17 protein-coding genes are annotated in these 14,679 nt (G+C 73.3%); 15 read left to right on the plus strand and 2 right to left on the minus strand.

Going from position 1 to position 14,679, the window contains the following annotated elements:
* Window positions 1-27 precede the first annotated feature (27 nt).
* The 12 genes from J3P38_RS10375 (at window position 28) to J3P38_RS18385 (ending at window position 9,993) form a co-directional block, all read left to right on the plus strand.
* Window positions 28-1,044, plus strand: a complete 1,017-nt coding sequence (locus J3P38_RS10375) for a zinc-dependent metalloprotease (RefSeq protein ID WP_210439674.1) — start codon at window positions 28-30, stop codon at window positions 1,042-1,044.
* Window positions 1,041-2,015 (plus strand): tRNA lysidine(34) synthetase TilS, encoded by a 975-nt coding sequence (gene tilS, locus J3P38_RS10380; RefSeq protein ID WP_210503486.1) that lies wholly within the window; start codon window positions 1,041-1,043, stop codon window positions 2,013-2,015. The genes J3P38_RS10375 and tilS overlap by 4 nt, the downstream gene beginning before the upstream one ends.
* A gap of 99 nt (window positions 2,016-2,114) precedes the next feature.
* A complete protein-coding gene (locus tag J3P38_RS10385; RefSeq protein WP_210503487.1) occupies window positions 2,115-2,480 on the plus strand; it encodes a response regulator in 366 nt (121 codons plus the stop codon).
* Window positions 2,481-2,514: 34 nt separating this feature from the next.
* Complete coding sequence (gene hpt / locus J3P38_RS10390; RefSeq protein WP_210439677.1) at window positions 2,515-3,066, plus strand: hypoxanthine phosphoribosyltransferase; 552 nt, start codon at window positions 2,515-2,517, stop codon at window positions 3,064-3,066.
* A gap of 114 nt (window positions 3,067-3,180) precedes the next feature.
* Window positions 3,181-5,238: an ATP-dependent zinc metalloprotease FtsH gene (ftsH, locus tag J3P38_RS10395; RefSeq protein ID WP_374222611.1), complete on the plus strand. Its 2,058-nt coding sequence runs from the start codon at window positions 3,181-3,183 to the stop codon at window positions 5,236-5,238.
* A 38-nt stretch (window positions 5,239-5,276) separates the two neighbouring features.
* A complete protein-coding gene (gene folE, locus J3P38_RS10400) occupies window positions 5,277-5,855 on the plus strand; it encodes a GTP cyclohydrolase I FolE (RefSeq protein WP_307807860.1) in 579 nt (192 codons plus the stop codon).
* Between the two features lie 41 nt (window positions 5,856-5,896).
* Window positions 5,897-6,733, plus strand: coding sequence for a dihydropteroate synthase (gene folP / locus J3P38_RS10405; protein ID WP_210503679.1), 837 nt, complete (start codon window positions 5,897-5,899; stop codon window positions 6,731-6,733).
* Window positions 6,730-7,104: a dihydroneopterin aldolase gene (folB, locus tag J3P38_RS10410; protein ID WP_210503489.1), complete on the plus strand. Its 375-nt coding sequence runs from the start codon at window positions 6,730-6,732 to the stop codon at window positions 7,102-7,104. The genes folP and folB overlap by 4 nt, the downstream gene beginning before the upstream one ends.
* On the plus strand, window positions 7,097-7,666 hold the full coding sequence (gene folK / locus J3P38_RS10415; RefSeq protein WP_210439680.1) for a 2-amino-4-hydroxy-6-hydroxymethyldihydropteridine diphosphokinase: 570 nt from the start codon (window positions 7,097-7,099) through the stop codon (window positions 7,664-7,666). The genes folB and folK overlap by 8 nt, the downstream gene beginning before the upstream one ends.
* Window positions 7,667-7,673: 7 nt before the next feature.
* Window positions 7,674-8,168, plus strand: a complete 495-nt coding sequence (locus tag J3P38_RS10420; protein WP_210503491.1) for a DUF3180 domain-containing protein — start codon at window positions 7,674-7,676, stop codon at window positions 8,166-8,168.
* A gap of 10 nt (window positions 8,169-8,178) precedes the next feature.
* On the plus strand, window positions 8,179-8,796 hold the full coding sequence (locus tag J3P38_RS10425) for a hypothetical protein (protein WP_246855657.1): 618 nt from the start codon (window positions 8,179-8,181) through the stop codon (window positions 8,794-8,796).
* Window positions 8,797-8,904: 108 nt separating this feature from the next.
* Window positions 8,905-9,993 (plus strand): GNAT family N-acetyltransferase, encoded by a 1,089-nt coding sequence (locus tag J3P38_RS18385; RefSeq protein ID WP_210503492.1) that lies wholly within the window; start codon window positions 8,905-8,907, stop codon window positions 9,991-9,993.
* Between the two features lie 24 nt (window positions 9,994-10,017).
* On the opposite strand, the gene J3P38_RS10435 is transcribed toward J3P38_RS18385, so the two are convergent.
* Entirely contained in the window at window positions 10,018-11,052 is a 1,035-nt protein-coding gene (locus J3P38_RS10435; protein WP_374222515.1) for an ABC transporter ATP-binding protein, read from the minus strand.
* Between the two features lie 3 nt (window positions 11,053-11,055).
* Here J3P38_RS10435 and J3P38_RS10440 point away from each other — a divergent pair, with 3 nt between their 5' ends.
* The 3 genes from J3P38_RS10440 (at window position 11,056) to J3P38_RS10450 (ending at window position 13,520) form a co-directional block, all read left to right on the plus strand.
* Entirely contained in the window at window positions 11,056-11,751 is a 696-nt protein-coding gene (locus J3P38_RS10440; RefSeq protein ID WP_210503493.1) for an ABC transporter permease, read from the plus strand.
* Window positions 11,751-12,488 (plus strand): ABC transporter permease, encoded by a 738-nt coding sequence (locus J3P38_RS10445; RefSeq protein ID WP_210503494.1) that lies wholly within the window; start codon window positions 11,751-11,753, stop codon window positions 12,486-12,488. Before J3P38_RS10440 ends, J3P38_RS10445 begins: the two co-directional genes overlap by 1 nt.
* A gap of 87 nt (window positions 12,489-12,575) precedes the next feature.
* Window positions 12,576-13,520 (plus strand): ABC transporter substrate-binding protein, encoded by a 945-nt coding sequence (locus J3P38_RS10450; RefSeq protein WP_210503495.1) that lies wholly within the window; start codon window positions 12,576-12,578, stop codon window positions 13,518-13,520.
* Window positions 13,521-13,530: 10 nt separating this feature from the next.
* Here the strand turns inward: J3P38_RS10450 and J3P38_RS10455 are convergent, their stop codons facing one another.
* Window positions 13,531-14,670, minus strand: coding sequence for a glycosyltransferase family 2 protein (locus tag J3P38_RS10455; RefSeq protein ID WP_210503497.1), 1,140 nt, complete (start codon window positions 14,668-14,670; stop codon window positions 13,531-13,533).
* Window positions 14,671-14,679 lie beyond the last annotated feature (9 nt).

Consider the following 14,679-nt stretch of genomic DNA (forward strand, 5'->3'; position numbering starts at 1 on the left):
TTCCTCGCCCCCGGCTAGGGTCGGGACATGGACCTCGTCGACTGGGACTTCGCCGTCACCGTGGGATCCCGCATCGCCGGGCCGGGACCCGACGTGTCGGCCGACGAGGCGGCCGCCGCCGTGCTCGAGCTGCGCGAGGGTGCGGCCCGCTCCACCCCGCTCGTGCGGGACTTCACCGGGCTGCAGGCGGAGGCCGGGACCGCGCCGGTGCTCGTCGTCGACCGCCGGGGCTGGCTGCGCGCGAACGCCGACGGCTTCGCCAGGATCCTCACCCCGGTCGTCGACCGGCTCGTCGAGAAGAGGGGGGCGCCCTCGGCCCTCGCCGGTGTCGTCGGCACCAGGGTGACGGGCGCCGAGGTGGGCCTGCTGCTCGGCTTCCTCAGCAGCAAGGTGCTCGGCCAGTTCGACCCGTTCCACGAGCCGCACGGCCGGCTCCTGCTCGTGGCGCCCAACATCGTCCACGTCGAGCGCGAGATCGGAGCCGACCCGACGGACTTCCGGCTGTGGGTGTGCCTCCACGAGGAGACCCACCGCGTCCAGTTCACCGCCAACCCGTGGCTCGGGCAGCACCTGATGAGCCAGATGCACGCGGTCGCCGACACCATCGAGCCCAGCGCCCTCCTCGACGGGCTGCGGCGCGGTGCCGAGGCGATCCGCGGCGGCGACGGCAGCATCATCGACCTCGTCTCCTCTCCGGAGCAGAAGGAGATCCTCGACCGGGTCACCGGCGTGATGTCGCTGCTGGAGGGACACGCCGACGTGGTGATGGACGGCGTCGGACCCACCGTCATCCCGTCGGTCGCGGAGATCCGCCAGAAGTTCAACCAGCGACGCAAGGGCGCGGGTTCGATCGACAGGCTCCTGCGCCGGCTGCTCGGCCTCGACGCCAAGATGGCGCAGTACCGTGACGGCGCGGTGTTCGTGCGCCACGTGGTCGACAAGGTCGGCATGGCCGACTTCAACGCCGTGTGGACGGGGCCGGAGACCCTGCCGTCGAAGGCCGAGATCGCCGACCCCGACGCCTGGGTCGCCCGCGTGCTGTGACCCTGCACCCCTCGGTCGCCGCCGTCCGCGTGCCGGTCCGGGCGGCGCTGTCCGAGGTGTCGCCCGGCGACACCGTCGCGGTCGCCTGCAGCGGGGGCGCCGACTCCCTGGCCCTCGCGTCGGCCGCGGTCTTCGAGGGACACAAGCTCGGTCTGCACGTCGTCGGCGTGACCGTCGACCACGGCCTGCAGCCCGGCTCCGCCGCGCAGGCCGACCGCGTCGTCTCCCAGCTCGCAGCGATGGGGGTGGACGAGACCCTCACCGCGCGCGTCGACGTGGGGACGGCGGCGGGGCTCGGTCCGGAGGCCGCCGCCCGCGAGGCGAGGTACGCCGTCCTGGAGCAGGTCGCCGCACACCTCTCGGCGCGGGCGGTGCTGCTGGGGCACACCCTCGACGACCAGGCCGAGACGGTGCTGCTCGGCCTCACCCGCGGGTCGGGAGGCCGGTCGCTGCAGGGCATGCGACCCGCGTTCGACGTCTTCGTGCGCCCGCTGCTGGGGGTGCGCCGCGTCGACACCGTGACGGCCTGCCAGGTCGAGGGCCTCGCGACCTGGGACGACCCGCACAACCACGATCCCGGCTTCACGCGCGTCCGCGTCCGCGACCACGTGCTGCCCGTCCTCGAGGCGGAGCTCGGCCCCGGGATCGCGGAGGCGCTGGCCCGCACGGCCGACCAGCTGCGCGAGGACACCGTCCTGCTCGACGAGCTCGCCGCGGCGGCGTACGACCGCGCCGCCCGGGACGGAGGGCTCGACGTCGCCGCACTGGCCGCCGAGGCGCCGGCGCTGCGGCACCGCGTCGTGCACCGCGCGGCGCTCGCGGCGGGTGTGCCGCCGTCGGAGCTCACCCGCGACCACGTGCTCGCGGTCGACGCGCTGCTGACGGACTGGCGCGGCCAGAAGTGGATCGACCTCCCCGGCCACCGGCGCGCCCTGCGGCGCAGCGGCCTGCTGGTGCTCGAGGCTCGGTGACGCGCTCGTTGGGGCACGCCCCCGTCCCGTAGGGTGCGCAGGGCCACGTACGTCGGGTCGTCGCACCCGGCCTCGGGTGCTCCAGAGCGGAGGAACGTCATGGACCGCGTCCTGGTCGTGGAGGACGACGACGACATCCGCGACCTCATCGTCCTCGCGCTGACCGGACGCGGGCTGCAGGTGCACGACTTCGCGGACCCGGTGGCGGCGCTGGAGTTCGCCTCCACGGCCACCTGCGACGCCGCGGTGCTCGACTGGAGCATGCCCCGCATGCACGGCGGCGAGCTCTGCGCCCGGCTGCGCGAGCTGCCGCACCTGCGCGACGCACCCGTCGTCATCGTCACCGCGCACGCCGACGCCGAGACGCGCGACCGGGCCACCGCCGCGGGCGCGACCCGCTTCGTCACCAAGCCGTTCTCGTTGAAGCAGCTCGCCGAGGTGGTCGTCGACCTGCTGGCGGGGTGAGGACCGCGCCGGCGCACGCCCTAGGCTGCAGCCCATGGACTCGTCCCACGTGGAGCACGACCTGGTCAACGTCCTCTTCACCGAGGAGCAGATCCAGCAGCGGCTCGCCGAGATGGCGTTGCAGATCTCCGAGGACTACGCGGGACGCGACCTGCTCGTGGTCGGCGTGCTCCGCGGCGCCGTGATGGTGATGGCCGACCTCGCGCGCGCGATGCCCGGCCACCTGGAGATGGACTGGATGGCCGTCACCTCCTACGGCTCGGGCACCAAGTCGTCCGGCGTCGTGCGGATCCTCAAGGACCTCGACACCGACATCAGCGGCCGTGACGTGCTCATCGTCGACGAGATCATCGACACCGGGCTCACCCTCAGCTGGCTGGTCAACAACCTCTCGAGCCGCAACCCGGCGAGCGTCGAGATCGCCACGCTGCTGCGCAAGCCCGAGGCCCTGTCGATGCCCGTCGAGCCGAAGTACGTCGGGTGGGACATCCCCAACGAGTTCGTCGTGGGGTACGGCCTCGACTACCGCGAGCGCTACCGCAACCTGCGCGACATCGGCACGCTCGCCCCCCACGTCTACAGCTGACCCCGCAGCGGCCGCCGCTCGCGGGGGTCGCCCCGCTACACCCCGCCTGAAAGAATGAGCCTCCCGGTGACGTCCGGCGTCGCCACCTCAATCCCCAACCGGTGAAAGTTGCCTGTGAAGCGCATATTCAAGGGTCCCTGGCTGTGGATCGTCCTGTCCGCCTTCGCGGTGCTCCTGGCGATCCAGTTCCTCGCGCCCAGTGACGGCTACGACGAGGTCAAGACCTCGACCCTCGCCTCCTACATCGACGACGGCTCGGTCGACGAGATCCAGTTCATCGACGGTGACCAGGTCATCGAGGCCACCCTCGACGAGGGCACCCGCGACGACGGCGACAAGGTGACCGCCCACTACATCCAGGGTGAGCAGGAGGCGCTGCTGGAGGCGGTCAAGGAGCAGTTCGCCGAGGGCACGATCTCCGACTACGACTCCGACAACCCGCAGCCCAGCTTCCTCGGCTCGCTGCTGGCGACGCTGCTGCCCTTCGCGCTGATCATCCTGCTGTTCGTCTTCTTGATGAACCAGGCCCAAGGCGGCGGCGGCCGCGGGGTGATGCAGTTCGCCAAGTCCAAGGCCAAGCTCATCACCAAGGACATGCCCAAGACGACGTTCAGCGACGTCGCCGGCTGCGAGGAGGCGATCGAGGAGCTCGGCGAGATCAAGGAGTTCCTCACCGACCCGGCCAAGTTCCAGGCCGTCGGCGCCAAGATCCCCAAGGGCGTGCTGCTCTACGGCCCGCCCGGCACCGGCAAGACCCTCCTCGCGCGCGCCGTCGCCGGCGAGGCCGGGGTGCCCTTCTACTCCATCTCCGGCTCCGACTTCGTCGAGATGTTCGTCGGCGTCGGTGCCAGCCGCGTCCGCGACCTCTTCGAGCAGGCCAAGGAGAACCCGCCGGCCATCGTCTTCATCGACGAGATCGACGCCGTGGGCCGCCACCGCGGTGCGGGCATGGGCGGTGGCCACGACGAGCGCGAGCAGACGCTCAACCAGCTGCTCGTCGAGATGGACGGCTTCGACGTGCGCGGCGGCGTGATCCTCATCGCCGCCACGAACCGCCCCGACGTCCTCGACCCCGCGCTGCTGCGCCCGGGCCGCTTCGACCGGCAGGTGCAGGTCGACGCCCCCGACCTCAACGGCCGCTACCAGATCCTCAAGGTCCACTCCCGCGGCAAGCCGATCGCGCAGGACATCGACCTGATGAGCATCGCCCGTCGCACCCCCGGCTTCACCGGCGCCGACCTGGCCAACGTGCTCAACGAGGCCGCGCTGCTGACCGCCCGCAGCAACGCCAAGCTCATCACCGACGCCTCGCTCGACGAGGCGATCGACCGCGTCATCGCCGGCCCGCAGCGTCGTACGCGCCTGATGAGCGAGCGCGAGAAGCTCATCACCGCCTACCACGAGGGCGGCCACGCCCTGGTCGCAGCGGCGCTGCCCGGCACCGACCCGGTGCACAAGGTGACGATCCTGCCGCGCGGTCGCGCCCTCGGATACACGATGGTGCTGCCCGACCGCGACAAGTACTCCCAGACCCGCAGCGAGATGCTCGACTCGCTCGCCTACATGCTGGGCGGGATGGCGGCGGAGGCGCTGATCTTCCACGACGTGACCTCCGGAGCGGGCAACGACATCGAGAAGGCGACCAACCTGGCGCGCGCCATGGTCACCCAGTACGGCATGACCGAGCGCCTCGGCGCGGTCAAGCTCGGCGACAGCAATTCCGAGCCCTTCCTGGGTCGCGACATGGGCCACACGCGCAACTACTCCGAGAAGACGGCCGCGGCGGTCGACGAGGAGGTGAAGGCGCTGCTCAACCACGCGCACCAGGAGGCCTTCGAGATCCTCGAGACCAACCGCGACGTGCTCGACGCGCTCGTGCTGGCGCTGCTGGACAAGGAGACGCTCGACAAGGCGGAGATCGCCGAGATCTTCGAGCCGCTCACCCGGCGCCCGACGCGCCCGGCATGGACGGGCTCGCCCGAGCGGGTGCCCTCCTCGATCCCGCCTGTCGACATCCCGCAGGAGATCCGCGACCGTGCCCTGGCCGGCGCGGCCGCCGAGGAGCCGGAGGCCGGCGCGATCCTGACGCCCCCGGGAGCCGGCGGCGACCTCCACGGCACGCCGGAGGTCGGTCCGGAGGCGCCCGTCCCGCCACGCCCGGACGCCCCGTGACCGACCCGATCTCCGCCCCGGACCGGGCGCCCGAGGACGTGCCGCCGTTCGACCACGCCCGCGCCGAGGCCGCGGTGCGCGAGCTGCTCGCCGCCCTGGGCGAGGACCCCTCTCGCGAGGGCCTGCGCGAGACACCGGCCCGGGTTGCGCGGGCCTACGCCGAGCTGACGCAGGGCCTTCGGCAGACGGCCGAGGAGGTGCTGACGACCACCTTCGACATCGGTCACGAGGAGATGGTGCTGGTCCGCGACATCGAGCTCTGGTCGATGTGCGAGCACCACCTGGTGCCCTTCACCGGGGTGGCCCACGTGGGCTACATCCCGGCGGAGAGCGGCAAGATCACCGGGCTGTCCAAGCTCGCCCGCCTCGTCGACGTCTACGCCAAGCGCCCGCAGGTGCAGGAGCGGCTGACCACCCAGGTCGCCGACTCGCTGATGGAGATCCTCGAGGCGCGCGGCGTGATCGTGGTCATCGAGGCCGAGCACCTCTGCATGACCATGCGCGGGGTCCGCAAGGCGGGCGCGCGCACCATCACGTCGGCGGTCCGCGGCGCCATGCTCACCAACCAGGCCACGCGTGCCGAGGCGATGGCGCTGATCCGTTCGGGCACCAGGTGAGCGAGGCCGGCCTCCGGCACGAGCCCGGGGTCCCCCGGGTGATGGGCATCGTCAACGTCACGCCCGACTCCTTCTCCGACGGGGGCCGCTGGGACACCACCGAGACGGCGGTCGCGCACGGGCGGCGGCTGCTGGAGGAGGGCGCCGACCTCCTCGACATCGGCGGCGAGTCGACCCGGCCCGGGGCCACCCGCCCGCTCGTGGCCGAGGAGCTCGACCGGGTGGTCCCTGTCATCGAGGAGCTCGCCGGCGACGGAGCCCTGGTCTCGGTGGACACCATGCGCGCGGAGGTCGCCCAGGCGGCCCTCGCGGCGGGGGCCCGGATCGTCAACGACGTCTCCGGCGGGCTCGCCGACCCGCGCATCCTCGACGTCGTCGCCGCCGGTGACGCGACCTACGTGGCGATGCACTGGCGTGCCCACGCCGACCGGATGCGCAACTTCGCCGACTACTCACCCGACGGCGTCGTGGCGACCGTGCGCCGTGAGCTGGCCGAGCGCCTGGACTCCGCCGTGGCCGCCGGCGTCGCGCTCGAGCGCATCGTCGTCGACCCGGGGCTCGGGTTCGCCAAGCAGCCGCACCACAACTGGGAGCTCCTGGCCGGGCTCGACGTGCTGCGCGGGCTCGGCCGGCCGCTGCTGGTGGGGGCGAGCCGCAAGTCGTTCCTGGGCTCGCTGCTGGCCGAGGACGGCGCCCCGCGCCCGGTCGACGGGCGCGAGCACGCGCACGCCGCCCTGGTCGCGCTGCTCGCCGGCCGCGGGGTCGACGTCCTGCGCGTGCACGACGTACGCGCCACGCGGGACGCCCTCGCGGTGGTGCGCGCGCTCGGTCCGGGAGGGCTGGGCGAGCCGGCCCCCCACGGGAAGGACGAGGGATGAGCGACGAGCTGGCCGTGACCGGCATCGAGTGCTTCGCGCACCACGGCGTCTTCGACTTCGAGAGGCGCGAGGGACAGGTCTTCGTCGTCGACCTCGTGCTCGGCATCGACACCCGCCCCGCGGCGGCGTCGGACGACCTCGCGGAGACCGTGAACTACGGGATGCTGGTCACCGACGTGAAGGCCGCCGTCGAGCGCGACCCGGTCGACCTGATAGAAACCGTCGCCCAGCGCATCGCCGATGTGTGCCTGTTGGACGGTCGTGTTCAATGGGCCCGAGTCACGCTCCACAAACCTGATGCGCCCATCGACGCGACGTACTCGGACGTCGCGCTGACGATCACCAGAAGGCGAGACAACTCTCATGACTGAGACACCGAACCCGAACATCGTGGACGCCGACTCCCTCACCGGTGAGATGCACCCGATCCGGCGGGTCGTCGTCGCGCTGGGGTCCAACGTCGGGGAGCGCCTGGCCTCGCTCCAGGGTGCCGTCGACGCGCTCGCCGACACTCCTGACTTCTTCGTCACCGGCGTCTCCCCGGTCTACGAGACCGAGCCGGTGGACGCGCCGGACGGCTCGGGGCCCTACCTCAACGCCGTCGTGCTGGCCGACACCACGCTCCCGGCGGCCCGCCTGATGGAGCGCGCCCTCGCGATCGAGGACGCCTACGCCCGCGAGCGCACCGACGTGCGCAACGCGCCCCGCACGCTCGACGTGGACCTCATCGTGGTGGGCGACCGCCGCTCCAACGAGGACTTCCTGCAGCTTCCGCACCCCCGCGCCCACGAGCGCGCCTTCGTGCTCCAGCCGTGGTACGACCTCGAGCCCGACGCGGTGTTCCCCGACCGGGGACCGATCGCCCAGCTCCTCGACGCCGCGGACTCCTCCGGCGTCAAGCGGCGCGAGGACCTGCACCTCGAGGTCGAGTGAGCCACGGGTGACCCAGGCCGGACCGGGCGACGAGCCGCCCGAGCCGAGGGGGCGGCTGCGCCCGACCTCGGCGCGCGCCCTGACGACCTGTGCGGTCCTCGGGCTCGCCGTCGGGTGGGGCGTCCACCGGGTCGGCGACGCCGTGGCGGGCCGCCCGCCGCTCGTGTCGTGGGTGCAGGCACTGGCCCTCGTGCTGGTCGCCGCGATCATGGCCTTCCTCGCCTGGCACACGTGGCAGACCGTGCACGTCCGCGGCGAGCGCCTCGACCCCCAGCAGGCCCTCAACCGCCTGGTGCTGGCGCGGGCGTGCGCCCTCGGCGGCGCCGTCGTCGCGGCGGGCTACGTGGGGTACGCCGTCAGCTGGCTGGGCGACCAGTCGGAGGTCGCCGACCGCTGGGTGCTGCGGTCGGTGGTGGCGGCGCTGGGCGGAGTCGGCGTGATGCTCGCCTCGCTCGCCCTGGAGCGTGCGTGTCGCGCGGACGGCGGCCGGCCGCGCACCTAGGGTGGGCGCCATGCCTTCCCAGCAGCCCCAGCAGTCACAGGTGTCGCGGACGCCCGCGCGCCGGCGCCAGCGCAGCACGCGCCTGGTCGTCGCCGTCGCGCTCCTCGCCCTCGGCGCCGCCTTCGTGGCCGGCGCTCTGGCGTCCGCCTCGGGCGTCCTGACCGCTGCCGCTGCCGTCGTGGCGGTGCTCGCCGGCGCCGCGGCCACCCGGATCACGCACGCCGAGCTCCTGCAGGCCCGGCGCGACGCCGCCCGCGACCGGGCCGTCCAGGCGCAGGAGTACCGCGCCCTCACCGAGCGCCGTACGGCCGAGTCGGCAGCCTTCGCCGCCGACATGGAGCGCCGCATCGCCGAGCGCGAGGACGCGATCCACGTGCTGGAGCGCGCCCTGTCGACCGCGCAGAAGAACGCCGCCGAGCAGAGCCTCAGGCGCGCGCAGGAGACGCGCCGCGCCGACGCGGCCGAGCGCGGCCGCGACACCGCCGAGCGGGGTCGCGACGAGGCCGAGTCCCGGGCCGCCGAGGCGATCGTCCTCGTCGCCGAGCTCGAGGCCGAGCTCGACGTCGTGCGTGCCGAGCTCGACTCGCTCCGCGCCGCCGCCGCGCGCCGCAACCACCGCAGCGCCTGACCCGCTTCCCCCGCACGGGCGGTGCGTGGGGCCACCTCGGGCCGTCCCGGCCCCGCTCCACTCACCGCTGGGGCGGCCGGCCCCGGGCGTACGGAAGAATGGGCGCTCGTGATCCCCGAGGACAACCGGTTCGAGAGCGACCCCGCCGAGGCCCTGCCCGAGGACCCGGGACTCCCCGCCGGCTGGGTCGTCGACACCCCTGACGGTACGGACCCCGCCACCGTCGAGCGGCTCACCGAGCTGCTGCGGGGCCACGAGCGGGCGGGTCGCGGGTGGGCCGCGTCGGGTCCGGGCGAGGTGCTCGTCGAGGTCTCCGAGCGTGGCCTGACGATGCGGGAGAACGTCGTCGTCCGCGACCCCGACGCTCGGGTGCGCGCCTGGGGCAGCGTGCACGACCGCGCCGAGGGCCGGATGCTGCTGGTCCACATCGTCGACCGCGACCTCGACGACCCGCTCGCCGACCGCTGCAGCGACCTGCTCCTCGAGTGGGCGGAGGCCCAGGCGAGGTCCGTCGGCGCCGCACGCGGGCTGGCGGTCCAGCAGGTCGACACCGGTGCCTTCGCCGACGACGAGCGCCAGCACCGGTGGCTTTCCGGCGCCGGCTTCCACCGGGTCCGCACCTGGTGGCAGATGAGCCGCTCGGTGGAGGCGGCCGAGGCCGACCTGGTCCCCGACCCGGCACGCTGGGAGCGCAAGGGCGTCGTGTTCCGCCGGGTCGAGCGGCAGGGCGACGGGATGCCGGCCGAGGCCGACCTGCGGGCCGTCCACGACGTGCTCGAGGGCGCCTTCACCGACCACTTCAACTCCGCCGAGGAGACCTTCGACGAGTTCATCCACCGCCTCCGCGAGGACCCCGGCCACCGCTGGGACCACTGGTGGCTCGCGGAGCTCGTCGACGGCGAGGGCGGCCGGCCCGAGCCGGCCGGCGCCCTGGTCGGGACGGTCAGCGAGTCGGCTGACGGGCCGGACGGGTCGTACGTCTCCTACCTCGGCGTGCTCGAGTCCGCCCGCGGGCGCGGCGTCGCGAAGGGCCTGCTGCGCACGATCATCGCCGACGCGGCCTCGCGCGGCCGCGACCGCGTCGGCCTCGAGGTCGACGCGGACTCGCCGACCGGCGCCGAGGGGCTCTACACCGCGATGGGCTGGGGCACCACGTACGTCACCGAGTCGTGGCACAAGGACGTGCGCATCGACTGACGACCGTGCCCGGGCCGGCGGCGCTCAGCGCGAGCGCAGCGACGCACGCAGCGCCCGGTGCACCCCCGCGGGGGTCAGCACACCGAGGAAGACCGGGCCTCGCCGCACGCCGACCATCGGCTTGTCGTCGCCCAGCATCGCCGCCAGCGCCTCCTCCAACGAGGAGTCGATGTCGATCGCCGCACCGAGCTCACCGGTGGTCACGCCGTCCAGCGGCTCGAGGTCCTCCTCGCGCAGCCGCGTGACGGTCAGCATCCGCAACCCGTCGGACCCGACGAAGTCGGCCACCTGGTCGTCGGCCGGGTGAGCCAGCAGCCGGGCTGGCGTGGCGTACTGGGCGAGGCGGCCGCCGGCCGCGAAGACGGCGACCCGGTCGCCCATCCGGATCGCCTCGTCGATGTCGTGGGTGACCAGCACGACCGTCTTGCCGAGCTCGGCCTGCACGCGGCGGAACTCGTCCTGCAGCCGGTGGCGCACGACGGGGTCGACCGCCCCGAACGGCTCGTCCATCAGCAGGACGGGCGGGTTGGCGGCCAGGGCGCGGGCCACCCCCACCCGCTGCCGCTGCCCGCCGGACAGCTCGTGGGGGTAGCGCCGCGCGAAGTGGCGGGGGTCGAGGCCCACGGTGCTCAGCAGCTCGTGGGCGCGCTCGCGGGCCGTCGCCCGGGACTCGCCGTAGAGCAGCGGCACGGTCATCACGTTCTGCTCGACGCGCTGGTGGGGGAACAGGCCGACCTGCTGGATCACGTAGCCGATGCCCCGGCGCAGCGCGACCGGGTCGACGCCGGTGACGTCCTGCCCGTCGAGCCAGATGCGTCCGGTGGTCGGCTCGATGAGCCGGTTGATCATCTTCAGCGTGGTGGACTTCCCGCACCCCGACGGCCCGACGAGGCACACCATCTCGCCGCGCCCGACCTCGAGGTCGAGCTCGTGGACTGCGACCGTGCCGTCGGGGTAGGTCTTGCCGACGCCCTCGAGCCGGATCATGGCGTCGACGGCGGCCCCTGCTGCTCCGGGCTCGGATGGGGCCGGCTCGGCCCCGATGGCGGTAGCGTCCATGCGGTGACCCTACGTGCGGCAGCCGACGGCCCGAGCTGCTACAGCCGGTTCGTCAACGAGTGGTTCTGCTGGCAGTACGTCGAGGACCGGCACGAGCAGATCGCCGACGCGCTCGTCGAGCACGTCACCATCACCGTGGCCGCGCTGCTGCTCGGCGTGGCCCTCTCCTTCCCGCTCGCCCTGCTCGCCCGCCGGGTCCCGCGGCTCGAGGCGCTGGTCCTCGGGTTCAGCACCGGCGTCTACACCGTCCCGTCCCTGGCGCTGCTGCCGCTGCTGGTGCCCTTCACCGGCCTGTCCGCGGCCACGGTCGTCATCGGCCTGGGTCTCTACGCGCTCACCATCGTGGTGCGTGCGCTCCTCGACGGCCTCCGCTCCGTGCCCGACGACGTCCGCGAGGCCGCCCGGGGCCTGGGCTACGGCCGCGCCCGAATGCTCGCCCGGATCGAGCTGCCCCTCGCGCTGCCGGTGACGATGGCCGGCCTGCGGGTCGCCGCCGTGTCCACGGTCGCGCTGACGACCGTCGGCACGCTCGTGGCGTACGGCGGGCTCGGCAACCTCATCGCCCACGGCGTGCAGCGCGACTTCCGCGCCGAGCTGACCACCGCCGCCGTCCTCTGCGTGCTGCTGGCGGTCGTGATCGACCTGCTGCTCGTCGCACTGCAACGGGTGCTCACGCCCTGGGCGGCGGGTGCGCGCTGATGGAGCTGTTCACCGACACGTGGCACTACCTGCTCGACGCCGACAGCTGGACCGGCGGCGGCGGGTTCGTGGCCCGGCTGCTGGAGCAGCTGCTGCTCACCGCCACCGCCCTCGTCGCCGCGGTGCTGCTCGGGCTGCCCCTCGCGCTGTGGCTCGGGCACGTGGGGCGCGGCGGCTTCCTGGCCGTCAACGTCTCCAACGTCGGCCGGGCCGTGCCGACGTTCGCCCTCCTCGCCGTGCTGGTCGCCGCCGACTGGCCCGGGTCGTCCGACTTCGGTCCCTACGGGCGCGCCGGGCTGGCCACGCTCATCGCGCTCGTCCTGTTCGCGCTGCCGCCGATCATCACCAACGGCTACGTGGCCGTGCGCGAGGTGCCGCGGGAGGTGCTCGAGGCGGCCGACGGCATGGGCATGTCGGCCCGCCAGCGCTTCCGGCAGGTGGAGCTGCCGCTCGCGCTGCCGGTGATCGCCTCGGGCGTACGGCTCGCGCTGGTCCAGGTCTGGGCCACGGCCACCATCGCCGCCCTGGTCGCCGGGCCGGGGCTGGGGCGCATCATCACCGAGGGCTTCGCGCGCAACGACTACGCGCAGGGCATGGCGGGTGCGGTCGTGGTCGCCGTCGTGGCGCTCGTGCTCGAGCTCGCCGCTGCGGCAGCCCAGCGAGCCGTCGACCCCCTGCCGCGGGGTCGTTCCGGCCGTGCCCCCGACGCCGTGTCGGTGGGCCCGACTACCGTGTGAGCAGCCCCCGTCGGGGACTGAGCGGTCTCCGCTCGCATCACCGGACACGCGTGGCTGCGCCACGGGACACAGAAGGTTGAACACGACATGCACGCACGACGCCCGCTGCTGGCGGTGACGGCACTGGCCCTGACGGCCCTCATGGCCGGCTGCGCCGGCGACGACCTCCCCTCCGACGACGACACCGGCTCCGGCTCCGCCGCGGGCGAGGGCACGTCCGTCGTCATCGGCAGCCAGAGCTTCGACGAGGCCGCCCTCGTCACCGCGATGTACCAGCAGGTCCTCGAGGGCGAGGGCTACGAGGTGGAGACCCGCCTGGTCGACACCCGCCCGGTCTACCTCAACGAGATGCCCGACTCGGTCCAGATCGCGCCGGAGTACGTCGCCGGCGTCGTCGACCAGCTCAACACCGACGCCAACGGCCCCGACGCCGAGCCGCTGTCCACCAGCGACGCGCAGGAGACGATCGACGCCGGCGCCTCGCTGCTCGAGGACAAGGGGATCACGCTGCTCGAGCCCTCCAAGGCGTTCTCGGCCAACGGCTACTTCGTCAGCCAGGAGTTCTCCGACGCCGAGGGCGTGACCAAGCTGTCCGACCTCGAGGGCGAGGCGGTCACGCTGGCCGCGGCGCCGGACTGCAAGGGCCGCACCGACTGCGAGAAGGGTCTGGTCGACACCTACGGCATCGACATCACCCTCGAGCCGCTCGGCTACGCCTCGACCGAGACGTTCCAGGCGGTGCTCGACGGCGAGGCCCAGCTCGGCCAGACCAGCACGCTCGACGGCACGCTCGAGGACCAGGGACTCCTCCTGCTGGAGGACGACCGGGGCATCCAGCCCGCGCAGAACCTCGTCCCGGCCGTGTCCTCGCAGTTCCTCGCCGACCACCCCGACGTCGAGGGCCTGCTCAACGACCTGATGGGCGCCCTCGACAACGAGACGCTGGCCGAGCTGCTGGTCCGGGTGCAGGTCGACCGGGAGGAGCCGGCTGACGTCGCGCAGAACTTCCTCGAGTCCGAGGGCCTGGTCTGAGCCCCGTCCGTCAGGACCCCACCTCGTGGTCCCGCAGCCTGAGGGCTGCGGGATCCACGGTGGTGTCGTCGAGCACCGCGTGCGGCACCGACAGCCGCCATGTCCCGGTCGCGACGTCCTGGACCCGCGGTGCCGGCCCGTCGAGGGTGGCGACCCACTCCATGAGCGCGACGACGTCGGCGCGGCGGTCCTGCTCGACGAGCCAGCCCGCCAGCCGGTGCACGGGCAGCAGGCCGCTGTGCACGAGGGAGCGCTGCCCCCAGAGCTCCAGGACGCCCGAGCGCAGCAGTCGCCACCACTGCGTCGAGCACCCTGGCACGAGCTGGAAGTAGCGCCACAGGTCGCCGGCGAGCACCCGGTCGAGGAAGATCTCCTCGACCTCGACCGACCCGTGGGCCCGCACCGACGCCAGCGAGCGCCGCTTGGTCTCCCAGCGGTCGGCGAGGTCCTGCACGGTCGCCCGCGTCTGCGTGATCGACCCCTCGCGGATCCGCCACAGGTAGGTCGTCTCGCCGAGCACGTCGAAGGTGCCCTCGAGGAACGCGCGGGTGGTGGTCGGCTGGTCCTCGTAGCGCACGCCCTCGGGCCAGGACATCGCCCGCTCGTCCCACCACGACCGCCGGAAGAGCTTGTTCCAGGCGAAGATGTCGCCGAGCAGCTCGGGTCGCTGCTCGATCCGGGCCGAGCGCATCGGCGGGGTGTGCAGCCGCCTCAACCACCGCGGCTCGGTCAGCGGGCCGTCGAGGTCGCTGTCGTCCTTCGACAGCCAGTGCAGCGCGGAGGCGGTGGCGAAGTCGGAGCCCGACGCCTCCAGCGAGTCGACGAGGGTGCGCAACGCGGTGGGCTGCAGGAGGTCGTCGGAGTCGACGAAGGCGAGGTAGTCGCCGCGCACGTGCGCGGCCCCGGTGTTGCGCGCGGCGCCCAGCCCCGCGTTGGCCTGGTGGACCACGGAGATCCGGTGGTCGCGCGCGGCCCAGGCGTCGGCCTTCTCGCCGGTGCGGTCGGTCGACCCGTCGTCGACGATCACCGCCTCCCAGCGCCGGTGCGTCTGGGCCACCAGCGAGCCGAGGCACTCGTCGAGCCAGCGCTCGACGCCGTACGCCGGGATCACCACCCCGACCAGGGGTCCTCGGGACAACCAACGCCTCACGGGCGGCGA

The organism is Nocardioides xinjiangensis (assembly GCF_017916455.1).
GTDB lineage: Bacteria > Actinomycetota > Actinomycetes > Propionibacteriales > Nocardioidaceae > Nocardioides > Nocardioides xinjiangensis.

What these genes read in the sequence shown, in the direction of transcription:
- J3P38_RS10375 (WP_210439674.1), top strand. Translation starts at nt 28, where the DNA reads ATGGACCTCGTCGACTGGGACTTCGCCGTCACCGTGGGATCCCGCATC.
- J3P38_RS10385 (WP_210503487.1), top strand. Translation starts at nt 2,115, where the DNA reads ATGGACCGCGTCCTGGTCGTGGAGGACGACGACGACATCCGCGACCTC.
- hpt (WP_210439677.1), top strand. Translation starts at nt 2,515, where the DNA reads ATGGACTCGTCCCACGTGGAGCACGACCTGGTCAACGTCCTCTTCACC.
- folP (WP_210503679.1), top strand. Translation starts at nt 5,897, where the DNA reads ATGGGCATCGTCAACGTCACGCCCGACTCCTTCTCCGACGGGGGCCGC.
- folB (WP_210503489.1), top strand. Translation starts at nt 6,730, where the DNA reads ATGAGCGACGAGCTGGCCGTGACCGGCATCGAGTGCTTCGCGCACCAC.
- folK (WP_210439680.1), top strand. Translation starts at nt 7,097, where the DNA reads ATGACTGAGACACCGAACCCGAACATCGTGGACGCCGACTCCCTCACC.
- J3P38_RS10425 (WP_246855657.1), top strand. Translation starts at nt 8,179, where the DNA reads ATGCCTTCCCAGCAGCCCCAGCAGTCACAGGTGTCGCGGACGCCCGCG.
- J3P38_RS10435 (WP_374222515.1), bottom strand. Translation starts at nt 11,052, where the DNA reads ATGGACGCTACCGCCATCGGGGCCGAGCCGGCCCCATCCGAGCCCGGA.
- J3P38_RS10445 (WP_210503494.1), top strand. Translation starts at nt 11,751, where the DNA reads ATGGAGCTGTTCACCGACACGTGGCACTACCTGCTCGACGCCGACAGC.
- J3P38_RS10450 (WP_210503495.1), top strand. Translation starts at nt 12,576, where the DNA reads ATGCACGCACGACGCCCGCTGCTGGCGGTGACGGCACTGGCCCTGACG.